Here is a 15850-nt window from a genome sequence, read left to right on the forward strand (position 1 = left end):
TTTAAATCGAATGCTTGTTTGAATTTCCGATTAAAATAAAACAATGTGCGTATCCATTTATGTGTCGATATCACCTATTCGTGGGTTATAACCACAATAGGCTACCTAGCCTAAAAATAAAAAACACATTGCTGTAAATTTAACCTTTGATGGTAAACTCGACTTATATTATTTACGTTGAAATTCTGAATTTGTATTCCACGTCGGCCATTGCTCTTGCTCAGAAATATCAAAACCTACTTTATAAAACAATTGCAAGTCTTGAACAGCACCCGATAAATCCCATTCATCACGGTAACGATCACATGGTTGATGATAACAACCGCGAAGTACTAAACTCATGCGTTTACGGTAATTAGCCGTTTCTTCGTCAGCTGCGACTGTGCCACCGCCTGCGTACATGGCTGGAATGCCCATATTAGCAAATGCAAAGTGATCAGAGCGGTAATAACCACCTGATGATGGTTTAGGATCGCCTGATATTGTTCTGCCTTGCTCTTTAGCTGCAGTTGCTAAAAACTCATCCATTTGTGATTTACCAATACCAACCACATTCATGTCTTTTACTTTGCCTAATAAATTTAAGCTATCCATGTTTATGTTAGCGACTGTTTTATTCGCTGCAATGACTGGGTTTGCTGCATAGTATTTAGAGCCAAGTAAGCCTTGCTCTTCAGCCGTTACCGCTAAAAATGTCATTGAACGGCTAGGGTGCTTAGGTAATTTAGTAAAGGCTTCAGCTACTTCAATTAGCCCAGCTGTACCCGTTGCGTTGTCATGAGCACCGTTGTAAATTTGATCGCCTTTACGTGTTTTGTCTGTACCTAAGTGATCCCAGTGAGCTGAGTAAATAACATGCTCATCTACTTGCTCACTTCCTGGTAACGTAGCGATAAAGTTATACGACACCGATTTTTTAATCGTATTTTTAACATTAACAGAAGCAGTTAAATCGCCCATATCAACATGGTAAGCACCTTTAGCAGCATTTGTTTTAACGGTATCAAAATCTAAACCTGCTTTAGTGAAAAGCTCTTTTGCTACGTCAGTTGTAACCCAGCCTTCAACGGCTACACGATCCATATTATTGTTTTCTTTTTGAAAACCAAACTGCTCACCGCTCCACGAGTTTTCAACAACCGACCATGGGTATGACGCAGGTGCTGTTTCATGAATAATAATTGCGCCAGCTGCACCTTGTCGACTTGCTTCTTCATATTTGTATGTCCAACGACCGTAATAAGTCATTGCATCGCCAGTAAATAAAGCAGGGTCTTTTGTTGCAAAGCCCGGATCGTTAACCAGCATTACAACCGTTTTGCCCTTAACGTCTAATCCTTCGTAATCATTCCAATTGTATTCAGGTGCATTAACTCCGTAGCCCACAAATACAAGTTCAGAATTTTCTATGCCTTCTTGTGCGCTAATGCGGCTGCTACCCATAACCATGTCTTTTTTATATTGATAGTCTTTACCACCAATACTAAGCACCATGTTCGAATCAGCTTCTAAAGAAACCAATGGCACTTCTTGTAAGTAACTGTCGCCATTACCTGGTTTTAAACCTAAAGCTTTAAACTGCGCAGTTAAATAATCAAGCGTTAGCTTTTCGCCAGGTGATGAAGGAGCACGGCCACCAAACTCATCCGATGCGAGTACTTTTACATGTTTAGCCAGTTCATCAGCTTGAATACTGTTATATCCATTTGTTACATCAGTTGGGGTAATACTTGTTGTTGCGCAACCAGCTAAAACAGCGGTAGCAAGGAGTGTGAGAGAGAAATAATGTTTCATGTCAGCTCTTTTTTGTTTTAAGTTGTGATTAGTATATTAACTTCTATTAAGCAGAACCAGTTTTTGCGGTAAACTTCTCGTAAATTATAGGCATAAATTGTTAAAGGTTTAAATGAAGCGTTTTACTCCCCCCGAGCAGTGGCAAATCAGTAGTTTAGAAACAGGTGCATTTGCGCATTTACGTGAGCTATTTAAAGTTAACGAACTAACAGATTGGCCTGCGCCGCAGTGGTTTTCTCCATTTTTAACCGCTATAAATGAGAATAATATTCCTATTACTTTTGAAGATGATGCAAAAGTAGATTTTGGCGATCGTTATTATGAACAAGTTATTTTTGAAACGGGTGTTGTACCTACACGCAGTGAGAATTGGCATGACTTATTTGGTGGGTTTATATGGTGTTTATTTCCAAAAACCAAAGCGTTAATAAACCATAGACATGTGCAAGATATAGCTGAGCATGGACTGCAACAGCGTACCAAGCATCGTAATGCACTAACGCTTTTTGATGAATGTGGCGTTGTATTAGCTATAAGTGAAAGTAAATGGCAGCAGTGGCTTTGCGATCACCAATGGAAAACTGCATTTGTTGAACACAAACATGAGTGGGGTAAAACAATAAAACCTTTTATGTTTGGTCATGCTAATTATGAAATGCTAACAAAGCCTTATATAGGTTTAACGGGTAAAGCGTTATTTGTTTGTGTACCTAATGAAATATTTTGTAAAGATTTAGTAACTCAATACCAGTACCTTGACCAAGCCCTTTATGAGATGATTAATACAGATAACTGCTTAGCCGATAACAAAAAGCTTTCACCACTGCCTTTATTAGGTGTGCCAGGCTGGTATGACGAAAATAAAGACGACTCTTTTTACAACAATACAGATTATTTTAGAGCGAAACGAAGGATGCGAACATGATAGAAGTTGCTGGGCTTAAAAAGAAATTTAAGCTAACTAAAGATCACAAAAAAATAAAATAGACGACATCGATCCTCGTGAAGATAAAGACTACTTTCACTCAGTACGAGACGTTAGTTTTAGCTGCGCTAAAGGTGAGGTACTTGGATTGCTCGGCCCAAATGGTGCGGGTAAAACGACGACACTTAGAATGATTTCAACCGCGTTAAAGCCCGATGAAGGCTCAATAACGATTGCCGGAAACGATATTGTAAAAAAACCGCTACTAGGGCGTAAGTCTATTGGATTTTTATCAGGCTCTACAGGGTTGTATGGCCGCTTAACTGTAAAAGAAAACATAGAGTATTTTGCAAAGCTCCACGGTATGGATAAAAACGATATTGCATCGCGTTGTGATGAGCTATTTACATTGCTTGATATGCATAAATTTGTAGATAAACGGGCAGAAAACCTTTCAACGGGAATGAAGCAAAAAGCAAATATAGCGCGTGCAGTTGTTCATCGCCCAGCAGTTGTGGTACTTGATGAGCCAACAACGGGCCTTGATATAATGACAACACAAACCGTTATTAAATTTATCAAAGGTTTAAAGGCGCAGGGTACACCTGTTATTTTTTCTACCCATCATCTAGATGAAGTTGCACTTTTATGTGACCGTGTCGCCGTAATTAACGAAGGTATTAGCTGCTTTGACGGAACAGTAGATGAATTTAAACAAGCAGGTAATAGTGATGAGCTTAACCAAGCGTTTATGAACATATTAACGGAGAAACATGATGTTTGAGGTATTTAAAAAGGAATTAAGAGAGTTATTACGCGATAAAAAAACGCTATTATTTGTTGTCGCGCTCCCTGTTGCTATATTTCCGTTATTGTTTGCCGTAATGGCATTTATAAGCTCGCAAGCTGCAATGGACGCTGAGCAAAAAGTAAACACTTACGCGATTATCAACGGTGAATACGCACAAGAGTTTACAGATAAAGTGTTTTATCACAAAAGTTTTGAGCTTTATAAAGGGGATAAAACCTTTAACAATATTGATGAGCTTAAAGCTGGTGTAATCGCTGGCGATATTGATATGGGTATTTATTTACCAAGTCATGCTGTGCAAACATTGGACGATGGAAAACAAAGCCAGTGGCAGGTTGTTTTTAACGATTCAAAATCTATCAACTTTTTATTCGAACGCGTTAAAGAACTCGCAAAAGAATACAGTGACGTGCTGCAAACTCAAAAGCTAATCAGTTTTGGTATTGAAGAGTCTGTTCAAAAATCTATTCTTAACCCAATTGAAGTGATAAAAGTGGATACAGCCGATAAACGTGAAAACCTTGGCGAAAAAATTGGCGGGTTTTTACCTTACTTACTTATTCCATTAGTATTGATGGGGGCAACTTATCCCGCTATTGATTTAGGCGCTGGCGAAAAAGAACGCGGCACGCTAGAAACACTCCTACTTACACCTATTACGCGTACAGAGCTGGTGCTTGGTAAATTTATAACCTTGTTAACTACATCCATTGCCTCCACAACCATAACGGTCTTAAGTATGGGCTGCTGGATAGCACTGGCGCTCGCATTTGCCGATCTTGATTTTATTAAAGCGGCATTTAGTACATTAGCAGTTACCGATTTACTGATGATATTTTTACTATTATTACCGGTTGCAGCTATATTTTCGGCCTTAGCTCTGGCTATATCTATCTATGCTCGCACGTTTAAAGAAGCGCAAAACTATATGGCACCACTTAGTATGGGCGTATTTTTCCCTATTATTATTTCAATCATGCCAAATATGGAACTCACTGCTAAAACAGCATTTATTCCAGTTACAAACGTGGCTTTAGCGATTAAAGAAATAGTAAAAGGGACTGTTGATTACACATTCATAGGCTTAATATTTTTAGCCACTGCAATCATTGCAGCAGGGCTACTGGCCTTTTGCGTTAAGTGGTTTAATCGCGAAGATGTACTTTTTAGATGATATAAAGTTATTCTGGCTTTGGTAATTTATTACCAAAGCCAGTAAGCGTATATTTAAGTTTTATAGCAGCGTTTAGCTGCTATTTTTATATGTTGATTTTAATTATGGAAATCATCAATAACACCAATACCCTTAATTACGTGACCTATTTTGAAGTAAGAAAATTATGTTGATAACAAAGCAAAAATTTCTTTATTTAATTGTTATCACTAATTGCTCTACCTCCTACCTCCTGCATCCATGCAGTCGTATAACAGGAATTTTAACGCAGTTAAAGTCAGGTTTAATCCCTCAAATTGATTAAGTATTATTGCGGATTGGTTTTAAATCTTTTAAACAGCTGTTTACGAATGTTGCTCTCATGGTCATTAGTTCCCAATGTTCAGATCTGTTCAGAACGTATTAACGTACTCTATGCTTATAATTACCTCAGTGTTTATTAATTTAGGTTAGGCGTGTTGAACTTTTGTGGGTGAAATTTCAAAAATAGACCTGTTTTTTAGTCAAAATACAGCCTAAATAATGTGGTGTTACTTATAAGGGATTATTTATAAATAGGCGATAGCGCTGCATAAATGCCAAACATACGCTGCCAATTGCATTCTCCCTTATGGCTATTGACTCTTTGTCGCTTATATTGAAGTCGGTAAAGGGCGTTAGTAATCCGCAGACATCTTACTTATTGTTAATGTAAGTCAGTAAGGTAACGCAGGAGCAGCTAGCTAGCCCAAAGGTTATAAACCATGCGCCGCGATATAGCCCCTTGACGGAACAAGTTTCAATCTTGAATGCTGAAAACTTATACGTAAATAGTTACCCGTTACTAATAAAATAATTGCAAAATTAGTACATAAAATGGATTTACGATGCCATCTCAGGTGATCAATCTTTAAGTAACTAAAAGCTGAATATTGAAAAATTAGCCCTTATAGGCCTGTAAGTTCTGGTTGCTAGGATATTTAATTTTTCAATACTCTATACTGTTTAGTAGCTCAATTTAGTGGCGAAGGTAAATGTTAAAAAAGAATATTTTTTTAAGAAGCACAAAAAATAACAAGCTGATACTTTTGGTCGTAATAACATTTATAGTTATTTCATTACCCTCGCTTTATTTATTTGAGGAAAAAGTAAGAAGTGACGTTTATAATACGGCTCAAATTGAATTAAAAAGAGAATTAGAAACAAAAACGCTGTCTTTAAAAAAGCACTTTAAAGACAGCGTTACTGCTATCCGATTTCTAGATGCTACACCACCAATCCAAGGTATTTCTCGTGCCACAGAACATAAATTGATAGATCCACTATTGGGTACGCCAATTGCGGTCTGGCAAGAACGACTAGCAAGTATATTTTCGGGTTTTATGCGAACAGACGAAAGCATATTACAGGCACGTTATATTACACTAGCAGACGGTGGCCAAGAAGTTGTTCGGGTCGATCGTACTGAGCTTGGCAGCCTAGTTAGACTCTATGGAGAACAATTACAACAAAAAGGACAACGAGACTACGTAATTAAAGCCAGTATATTAGATGCAAATTCAGTTTACATTTCCCCCATAAATTACAATCGAGAAAATGGCGAAATACAGCAGCCTTACATTAGTACTTTTCGAGTTGCTAAACCTGTTTTCGATGAACATAAGCAAGTGTTTGCAGTGCTAGTCACTAATTATTTTGCAGACGAATTATTTAAAAGCTTAATTGTAGAGTCTCCAAAGGGCGTTGCTATTTACTTAATGAATAATGAAGGAGAATTTTTATACCATCCAGATACTGACTTACGATTTGGCTTTGAGTTTAACCAAAGTAGGACTTGGGATGATGAATTTAATGAAGCCGAAGAAATGTCTGTTGGCAATACACTACCAATAAATAGTTACCCTCAACAATACTACTTAAAAAAACGGATTTATTTTGAAGGAGATATCGCGATGCTCCCTCTTGAATTAGCTGTTAGCTTAAATACTCATGATTTATTGTTAAAAGTGAGTGAAAGGCGACAAAATTTCATTATTTTACTCGTAGTGTTTTTTAGCATATTTTTAATAATAACTTCTATATATCAAAGATTCATAAACCGTAAATTACTTATACATTCATTGAAAGAGCAAAATAATAAAGTAATAGAAAATTCTTTGGACGCTATTTTTACAATTGAAGAAACGGGACAAATTGTTCATTTTAATAACACGGCTAAAAATGTATTTGGCAGTGCTCTCGAGGACAAAGAAAACGATTTCATTTCACTATTCAACTTAAATAAAGCGGATAGTAATTGTATTGAAGAAACTATAATTGATGGGGCAAAAATGCCCTTCGAAGCTATTTATACTGATGCATTTGGTAACAAGCAATTTTATTCGATCACACTCAGTAGTATTTTTGATGTGTATAACAATCGCTATCAAGTTGCTGCGATTTTAAGAAATATTACTTCACTGAAAAACATACAATCAGAACTTGAAGGTTTGAATAGTACTTTAGAGCTTAAAGTATCCCAAAGAACCATAGAACTAGAACGCGCTATAGATCAAGCCCTAGCAGCTAGCCAAGCAAAAAGTGACTTTGTTGCTAACATTTCTCATGAAATTCGTACACCAATGAACGGCGTATTAGGCATGCTTGAAATGTTAAAAGAGGAGGGGTTATCTGAGCAACAGCATCATTATTTGAAATTAGCTAACAGCAGCGCACATTCATTAATGAACTTAATTAATGACATCTTAGACTTCTCTAAAATTGAAGCCGGAAAGCTCGATATTGATAATCATACTTTTGATGTTGTCACCGTATGCAGTGATATGATTACTTCTTTAGCATTGCAAGGACAACGAAAAGGACTTGAGGTCTTTTTAGATACAAAAGACGTTATCGACCGGATGGTGATTGGTGACAGTCACCGCTTAAAACAAATTTTGATAAACTTAGTTAATAATGCCTTTAAGTTTACCCACAAAGGTGAGGTTAGCTTAACAATTGGCTCTAAGTACATCACCGATTCTAAACTGTTAATGAGTTTTACGATCAAAGATACCGGGATTGGTATTGCTCCTGAAAATTTAGATAGATTATTCGAGGTGTTTACACAAGAGGATTCAAGTACGACTCGTCACTTTGGTGGAACAGGTTTAGGTTTATCTATTTGCAAAAAGTTAGCCCAGTTGATGGGAGGCAATATTACGGTTACTAGTAAAAAAGGGATTGGCAGTGTTTTTATTGCTACGGTAGAGTTGCATGTTGCACAGCAGAAAAAGTTAAATACCAGCATTGAATTAGCGACATCAATTAACGTGGCAACATTAATTGCGCGTGATAACGTATTTAACAACGTCACAAATTTACTAATACATGCGTGTAAAATAGATAAGGATAAAATTGTCCGCTTAGATTATTTTAGTGGACATAGTGCATTTGATGCCGACTTATTAATTATAGATGATGAGCATCCACAAATTGACGCCCTCATTAGTTTTTGTAATCAATATGATAAGAAATATGTGCTGATTTTACGTGATATGGTAGTAAACAAGCAGTCTACGATAGTGGCCGAATATAGCCATATTTTAAATAAACCACTTACCCAAGATCAGTTTAGCTACAAGTTAGCGAGTTTATTCGGCGCAAATAATGAACTTGTGGTTGCAGCAGCTAACCATTTAATTGAAGAAGCTATAGAGCCAGACTTATCGAATTTTAACGTATTATTAGTTGATGATAATATGATCAACGTTGAAGTTGCTAAAGCTATTTTAAAACATACGAAAGTAAAAATAACCACGGCATCAGATGGCTTAGAGGCATTAGAGGTATTAAAACTACATGAGGGTCAAACCTTCGATATTATTTTAATGGATTGTCAAATGCCAAATCTCAACGGTTACGATACTACTAGCGCAATAAGAAGTGGTAAAGCGGGAAGTGAATATTCGTATGTGCCAATTATTGCTATGACAGCAAGTGCGATGGAAGGTGACAGAGAGCGCTGTTTAGCTGCAGGGATGAACGATTATATTACTAAGCCAATAAAGCCACAAACGCTAAAGAGTAAGCTATTGACTTGGTTAAACTGAATCACATCCATTGTGTAAGTGTTCAGCTGCTATGCAGCTGATTTTTTTGGTTTAGCTTCTACTGAGCTGACTATCGGTGCAGCTAGTTTTGTAATATCAGCACTGTCGAGCACGGTTTGCGTTTCTGACCAATGTAATAACTCAATTTTCCCATCTTTTTGCTCTACAAGTGCCGTGCAGCTCTCAATCCAATCCCCATCGTTGCAATACATAATCCCATCATCCACTTTTATTTTAGGGTGATGAATATGTCCACAAATAATACCATCTACTTTTTGTTTTTTAGCTTCACGGATTGCGGCATCCTCAAAGGCTGCAATAGCTTCACGGGCTTTGTGTACTCGCGCTTTGATCCACGCGGCAAGTGAGTAGTAATTCCCACCAAATACTTTACGTATACGATTTATCCAACGATTTAAAAATAATAAAAAGTCGTATCCTGCATCACCAGCTATGCTAATGAGTTTGTTATAGCGAGTTGCGATATCAAATTCATCACCATGAACTAGCAAGAATCGCTTATTAGCTTTAGTGGTGTGAATAAACTGCTGATGGACCTCAACACCGAATAAAGTTTGATCAACGTAGTTACGAAACGTCTCATCGTGATTGCCGGGAATATAAATGACGCGTGTCCCATTAGCTGCTTTTTGTTGTATAGAATTTAATACTTGATAATGTGAAGAGTGCCAATAAAACTGACGTTTCATTGACCATAAATCGATAATATCACCGACTAAATAAAGTGTGTCGGATTCTACCGAGTTTAAAAAATCAAGTAAGTAATCAGCTTTACAATCTTTGTAACCTAAATGAACATCAGATATCCAAATGGCTGGATAATGTTGTTTTTTACGCAGTTGATTGTTTGTCATGCCCGTCATCCATAGTGTAATAATTAAACACTGTAGATAAATCTAATGACACTTATGAGACACTTTAGCGAAGCCTCCATGACAATTTACACCAAGGCACGTAATTAAAAGATTTCTACAAAGCTAGAAAAGGTGAGTCATTGAGCAGCTATTATTATGCATTGCTATTATCGCTCATCAAAAAGGCCGCATTTTAAATGCGGCCTTTTAGTCTATTTTAAGCGTGCGTGTTATTAACCTTTAACAGCCGCTTTAATTGCATCAATTGCTGTGTCGATATCAATCATTAGCTTTTCACCGGTGCGGCGGTTTTTAAGCTCAACTTTGTTTTCGTCAAGGTTGCGCTCACCAATTACTAGCGTAAATGGCACACCAATGAGTTCCATATCGTTAAACATAACACCAGGGCGCTCTTTACGGTCATCAAATAACACATCAAGACCTGCTTCTTTTAAACCTTGGTAAAGGTCATTTGCAATATCAGGAATACGATGCGATTTGTGCATGTTCATTGGCACAATTGCTAAATCGAATGGCGCGATTGATTTTGGCCAAATGATCCCGTATTGATCGTTGTTTTGCTCTATAGCAGCAGCAACAATACGTGAAACACCAATACCGTAACAACCCATGGTCATTGTTTGGTTTTTACCGTCTTCGTTTAATACGCCCGCTTTCATTGCTTGTGAGTATTTAGTGCCAAGCTGGAAAATATGCCCAACTTCAATACCACGTTTAATTTGTAAAACGCCTTGGCCACATGGGCTCATATCGCCTTCAACAATATTACGGATATCAGCAACTTCATAATTAGTTACATCACGATCCCAGTTAATGCCGCTGTAATGCTCGTCATCTTTATTAGCACCGGCAACAAAATCAGCAAGTACGTTAGCCGTTCTATCAACAATAATTGGCATCGACAGGCCAACCGGGCCAAGTGAACCAGGTCTTGCACCAATAGCAGCAACAATATCAGCCTCTGTTGCCATTTCTAGCGGAGAGTCTACTAACGGGTGCTTTTCAGCTTTTAGTTCATTTAATTCGTGATCGCCACGCAGTACTATGGCTACAAGACCACGTACTTCGTTTTCATCAGGCGTGCCATAAACAATTAACGTTTTAACACCGCGATGTGGCTTAACACCGTAGTGTTTTTTAAGCTCGTTAATAGTTTTAGCGTCAGGAGTTGGAAACGCTTTAAGCTCTTTTGATGCTTCAGGGCGTGGATCGTTTGGTGCAAGCGCCTCTGCTTTTTCAATATTAGCGGCGTAGTCGCTGCCATCACTAAATGCAATGGCATCTTCACCTGATTCAGCAAGTACATGAAACTCGTGCGATACGCTTCCGCCGATAGAGCCTGTATCTGCGATAACAGGACGGTAATCAAGACCTAAGCGCTCAAAAATATTACAATATGCCTTGTGCATCGCTTGATATGTTGCATCTAAACATTCTTCACTTAGGTGAAAAGAGTAGGCATCTTTCATTGTAAATTCACGAGCACGCATCACACCAAAGCGAGGACGGCGTTCGTCGCGTACTTTAGTTTGTACTTGGTATAAAGTAACTGGTAACTGTTTATAGCTATTAATTTCTTTACGAACGAAATCAGTAATCACTTCCTCGTGCGTTGGTCCAAGTGCAAATGTACGATTATGACGATCAGTAAAGCGCATTAGCTCAGGACCAAACTCATTCCAACGACCAGACTCTTCCCACAAATCAGCCGGTTGAATAACTGGCATTAGCATTTCAATGGCGCCAGCTTTGTCCATCTCTTCACGTACAATGTTTTCTACTTTACGTAGTACACGTAAACCAGAGGGTAACCAAGTGTATAAACCCGAAGCGACGCGACGGATCATACCGGCTCTAAGCATTAACTGATGCGATACGATTTCAGCATCTGATGGCGTTTCTTTAAGTGTTGCGAGTATATATTGGCTTGTACGCATGTTTTTTCCGAAATAGAGTAATTATGTTCTTTTAATAGAGCTTAAGTTTAACAGCGGATGCTTTTACACTAAAGCGCTAAGTGAGTTATTTAGTTTTTTTCTATGCTTGTTACTAGGTTATGCTCGCCATTGACTTGCCAGCGAATATTATAATTGTACAAAGTCATACCGTAGCTTTGCTCGCCATCTTTTTGTTTTTTATAGGCAGGGCGGGGATCTTGTTTTAAAACATTAGCTATAAAATCATGTAAATCTGGGTACTGTGTTTGCGCATTAACAAACTCAATTGCCTGAGGGCTAAATTCAACCGTCATTTGTGTTTCTGGGCGTGTATCTGCAAAGCCAGCACTGGCGTCAAACATAGCATCTGAATAAGGTAAGTACGGTTTAATATCGATAATGGGTGTGCCATTAAGTAAATCAATGCCAGCGAGTAATAAACTAAGTTGTCCGTTTTTATACTCAATACCTTCGAGCTTTACTGCGCTCATACCAATCGCGTTTGGTCTAAATGTAGCGCGTGTAGCAAATACACCTTTTCGTTCATTGCCACCTAAACGAGGTGGACGAACCATGGCAGAATAACCTTTATCGGCCGTTTCATGAAAACGAAATAACAACCAAATATGAGTAAATTCATCTAAACCACGTACAAACTCTTCGCGATTAAAATCAGGTGCAAAAATAAGTTTTGCCTTGGCTTGTGGCACTAAACGAGGTTGCCTAGGTATAGCAAACTTTTGTTTATAAGGAGATTCAATGTGGCCAATAGCCGAAATGGTATAATCGCTCATAGTACTCGGATACAAATAAAATAGAGCGCTATTCTACCTTTATTTAGCGACTATGGCATTAATGTGAATAAGTTTATTATTTATAGACTGCTTGGTCTATATGATGAAAATTAGCAGGCCTTAAAACAAAAAAGGGTAAGCTCTTAAGCTTACCCTATTAATACATGTTAAAGACTCATTAAAACATGTATTGAACTGATACAGACGCTACATCCATGTCTGGATCAATATCATCGTCAAGTTTGTAACGTTCATACTCTAAACGAAATTGAACATTTGTTGTAAGCGCATATTCAATACCTGCACCGTAAAACGCATCTCCACCATCAGTAGAAGTTGATATACTTCCTACTGGTAAGTCTTGTGTGTAGTCTGCGTCCCATTCAAGCCAACCACCTTTTGCGTATACAGTGAAGCTTTCAGATAGAGGAAGCCCTAGGCGTGCGGCAAGTGATACGCCATCAATCTCAGCTTTACTGTCTATGTCACTAACTTCATCAAAGTTTTGGTAAGCAAGCTCTAAGCTTAAGTACTCGTTAAATTGAGTACCAACATACCCTTTGAGCATTTGTGCATCGTCGTCAAAGTCAGTGTCGTTGTCACTGTCTTCAAACTCAAAAGAATATTGACCGTAACCGATACCAGTATAAATACGTGGAGAATCAAAATCAGAAATATCAGCGTGTGCTGCTGTGTTAAAACCCAGTGTTGCTAATGCAAGTGCAGAAAGAGAAAGTGTTTTAATCATTGTGAATAGCTCCTTTACAATTAAAAATTAATGTTCGATTAAGTCAATCAAACTTCAATTATATAAATGCAGTGAACATGCCAATTTTAAAAACAAGCAAAAACCCCTCACAATACCTACTTTAGTACTGGTTATCGCAAGGGGTTGTATGGTTTTTAAGCAATGCGAGCTTTTGTAGTGATTTGTTTTCTAAGCGGTTTTGTACGTTTTACAAAACAACATGAGTTTTTTACACAGCTACATTTTGAATTTACAGAACAGCTAAAAGTTATACATTGTGTAACAGGTTTTCAGTTTCAATTGCTATTTCTTTCATTTTAATAGCGTAGTTTTCTAATTTTAAATCTTCGTCTGTCACAGCTTTAAATTCAGGCACTTCTACTGGATAACCCGTTTCGTCCATTGCGACAAAACTTATAACACAGTGATTTGTTTCAACCATATTTTGTGTTTTTGGATCGCCACAACGTACTTGAATAAATATCTGCATACTTGTTTTACCGGTATGCGCTATTTTAGCTTCTACTTCGACAATTTGCCCTACTAATATTGGACGTCTAAATTTAACCCCAGCAACTGAAACTGTTACACAATAATGACCACTCCAGCCAGCTGCACATGCATAACCAGCTTGGTCAATCCACTTCATGACGACTCCACCATGAACTTTACCACCAAAATTTACATCGGTAGGCTCTGCTAAAAAACGAAAAACAACTTTTGACGACGGCATAGATATTACTCATTTATTAATACTGCATATGAGCATAGCGCAAAAAAGGGGCCGAAGCCCCTGCAATTTAGGATATGTTTATAATTTATATGTAAAAAACGTAGTTATATAACTATACGACGCATAATTTAGTTACATATTAGGGTAATTTGGTCCACCAGCGCCTTCAGGTGTTACCCACGTAATGTTTTGGCTGGGGTCTTTAATATCGCAAGTTTTACAGTGCACACAGTTTTGGGCATTAATAACAAACTCTTTATTGCCTGCTATTTCTTGTACTTCGTAAACGCCAGCAGGACAATAACGTTGTGCGGGTTCATCAAATTTAACTAGGTTTACGTTAATAGGAATTGACGCATCTTTAAGCTTTAAATGACACGGCTGTGATTCTTCGTGGTTAGTATTTGATAAAAACACACTTGAGAGTTTATCAAAACTAAGTTGTCCATCTGGTTTTGGATACGCAATTTTGTCAGCAGCTTTTGCATCAACAAGGGTAGAGTGATCGGGCGTATTATCTTTAAATGTAAAAGGTAAACCGCCATTAAAAATATTTTGATCAAGCGTGTTATACGCACCACCTATAAACTTACCAAGTTTGTGCATTGCAGGGCCAAAGTTACGAGATTGATATAGCTCTTTATATGCCCACGATTGCTCAAACGCTGTCTGGTATTTAGTTAAATCGGTATTTGCTAACTCATTTTGCAGCGCTTCGAAAATAACCTCAGCGGCAATCATTCCCGATTTCATTGCTGTGTGATTACCTTTAATTTTTGCAAAATTAAGTGTGCCTGCATCGCACCCTACAAGTAAACCACCAGCAAAATGCATTTTTGGTAATGAATGCAAGCCACCTTTAGCAATAGCACGCGCGCCGTAAGCAATACGTTCAGCGCCTTCAAGTACGTTTTTAAAAACTGGATGGTGTTTCATTCGCTGAAACTCATCAAACGGGCTTAAATGTGGGTTTGAGTAATTTAAATCAACAATTAAACCAACAACAACTTGATTGTTTTCACTGTGATACATAAATGCACCACCATTAGTATCGCCGCTAAGTGGCCAACCTGTACCATGAACAACTTTGCCAAGCTCATGTTTACTTTCATCAATTTGCCAAATTTCTTTAAAGCCTAAACCGTAATGCTGCGGCGATGAACCTGCATCAAGTGCAAACTCATTAATTAATTGTTTACCTAAATGACCACGGCAACCTTCTGCAAAAATAGTGTATTTTGCACGAAGCTCCATGCCTGGCATGTAACCGTCTTTTTCATTACCGTCTTTGTCGACACCCATATCGCCAGTAATAATCCCTTTTACTGCTTTATCTTCAATTATTAAAGAGTGTGCGCTAAATCCTGGAAAAATCTCGACGCCTAAGTTTTCAGCTTGCTCTGCAAGCCATCGACACACGTTACCCATAGATACAATGTAGTTACCATCATTATGAAATGTTTTTGGTGTAGCAAAGTGGGGGATTGATGTCGCTTTTTGCTCGTTGTTAAACCAATAAATTTCATCGTTAGTTACTTTGGTTGTAACCGGTGCGCCAAGCTCTTGCCAATTAGGTAGTAGTTCATCCAAAGCTTTGGTTTCAAAAACAGCACCAGAGAGTACATGTGCACCTACTTCAGAACCCTTTTCGACTACGCAAATCATGCACTCTTGTTGTTTTTCTTGTGCTAATTGCGCGAGTTTAATTGCACTTGAAAGCCCAGCAGGGCCTGCACCAACAATTACTACATCAAATTCCATGGTTTCACGTTCGACCATAATAACCTCTTTATCTATGACGGACTTATTTGAATGTTTACTACGCATTTAAATAAGGTGTACAGCCTATTTTTAACCTTGCAAATTAAACGTTACAGACTGTGAATAGTTAAAGGTTATTTTAGGTTGACGTTTACGTCAACAGGAAGTAGTCTAATTTCATAAAATAAATAGGTTGACGTGCACGTT

Annotated in this window: 10 protein-coding genes and 1 pseudogene; 4 read left to right on the forward strand and 7 right to left on the reverse strand. The window is 37.9% G+C overall.

The genetic code is table 11. The features are described 5' to 3' along the window. Positions 1-168 precede the first annotated feature (168 nt). Positions 169-1794 (reverse strand): M28 family metallopeptidase, encoded by a 1626-nt coding sequence (locus P20495_RS18565; protein WP_008133732.1) that lies wholly within the window; start codon positions 1792-1794, stop codon positions 169-171. Positions 1795-1906: 112 nt separating this feature from the next. Between P20495_RS18565 and P20495_RS18560 the strand changes: the two genes are divergently transcribed. The 4 genes and pseudogenes from P20495_RS18560 to P20495_RS18545 all read left to right on the forward strand — a co-directional run bounded on the left by P20495_RS18560 (position 1907) and on the right by P20495_RS18545 (position 8774). After that, positions 1907-2719: a DUF3025 domain-containing protein gene (locus P20495_RS18560; protein ID WP_008133734.1), complete on the forward strand. Its 813-nt coding sequence runs from the start codon at positions 1907-1909 to the stop codon at positions 2717-2719. Then, positions 2716-3503: pseudogene (locus P20495_RS18555) on the forward strand (ABC transporter ATP-binding protein). The gene P20495_RS18560 and the pseudogene P20495_RS18555 overlap by 4 nt, the downstream one beginning before the upstream one ends. Continuing rightward, positions 3496-4704: an ABC transporter permease gene (locus tag P20495_RS18550; protein WP_007375771.1), complete on the forward strand. Its 1209-nt coding sequence runs from the start codon at positions 3496-3498 to the stop codon at positions 4702-4704. Before P20495_RS18555 ends, P20495_RS18550 begins: the two are co-directional and overlap by 8 nt. A 1013-nt stretch (positions 4705-5717) precedes the next feature. Beyond that, complete coding sequence (locus P20495_RS18545; RefSeq protein WP_242401451.1) at positions 5718-8774, forward strand: ATP-binding protein; 3057 nt, start codon at positions 5718-5720, stop codon at positions 8772-8774. 29 nt (positions 8775-8803) lie between these two features. Here the strand turns inward: P20495_RS18545 and P20495_RS18540 are convergent, their stop codons facing one another. From P20495_RS18540 to P20495_RS18515, 6 genes are all read right to left on the reverse strand, one after another. Further along, entirely contained in the window at positions 8804-9649 is an 846-nt protein-coding gene (locus P20495_RS18540) for a UDP-2,3-diacylglucosamine diphosphatase (RefSeq protein ID WP_008133738.1), read from the reverse strand. A 233-nt stretch (positions 9650-9882) separates the two neighbouring features. Then, on the reverse strand, positions 9883-11607 hold the full coding sequence (locus tag P20495_RS18535) for a proline--tRNA ligase (RefSeq protein ID WP_008133739.1): 1725 nt from the start codon (positions 11605-11607) through the stop codon (positions 9883-9885). 89 nt (positions 11608-11696) lie between these two features. Further along, a complete protein-coding gene (tsaA, locus tag P20495_RS18530) occupies positions 11697-12401 on the reverse strand; it encodes a tRNA (N6-threonylcarbamoyladenosine(37)-N6)-methyltransferase TrmO (RefSeq protein ID WP_008133740.1) in 705 nt (234 codons plus the stop codon). 178 nt (positions 12402-12579) lie between these two features. Then, a complete protein-coding gene (locus tag P20495_RS18525) occupies positions 12580-13149 on the reverse strand; it encodes an outer membrane beta-barrel protein (protein ID WP_008133741.1) in 570 nt (189 codons plus the stop codon). 268 nt (positions 13150-13417) lie between these two features. Then, entirely contained in the window at positions 13418-13882 is a 465-nt protein-coding gene (locus tag P20495_RS18520; protein WP_007375777.1) for an acyl-CoA thioesterase, read from the reverse strand. A 132-nt stretch (positions 13883-14014) separates the two neighbouring features. Then, positions 14015-15661, reverse strand: coding sequence for an electron transfer flavoprotein-ubiquinone oxidoreductase (locus P20495_RS18515; protein ID WP_008133742.1), 1647 nt, complete (start codon positions 15659-15661; stop codon positions 14015-14017). Positions 15662-15850: the final 189 nt, after the last annotated feature.

This window comes from Pseudoalteromonas sp. BSi20495 (assembly GCF_000241185.1).
In the GTDB taxonomy this organism is placed as follows: domain Bacteria; phylum Pseudomonadota; class Gammaproteobacteria; order Enterobacterales; family Alteromonadaceae; genus Pseudoalteromonas; species Pseudoalteromonas fuliginea.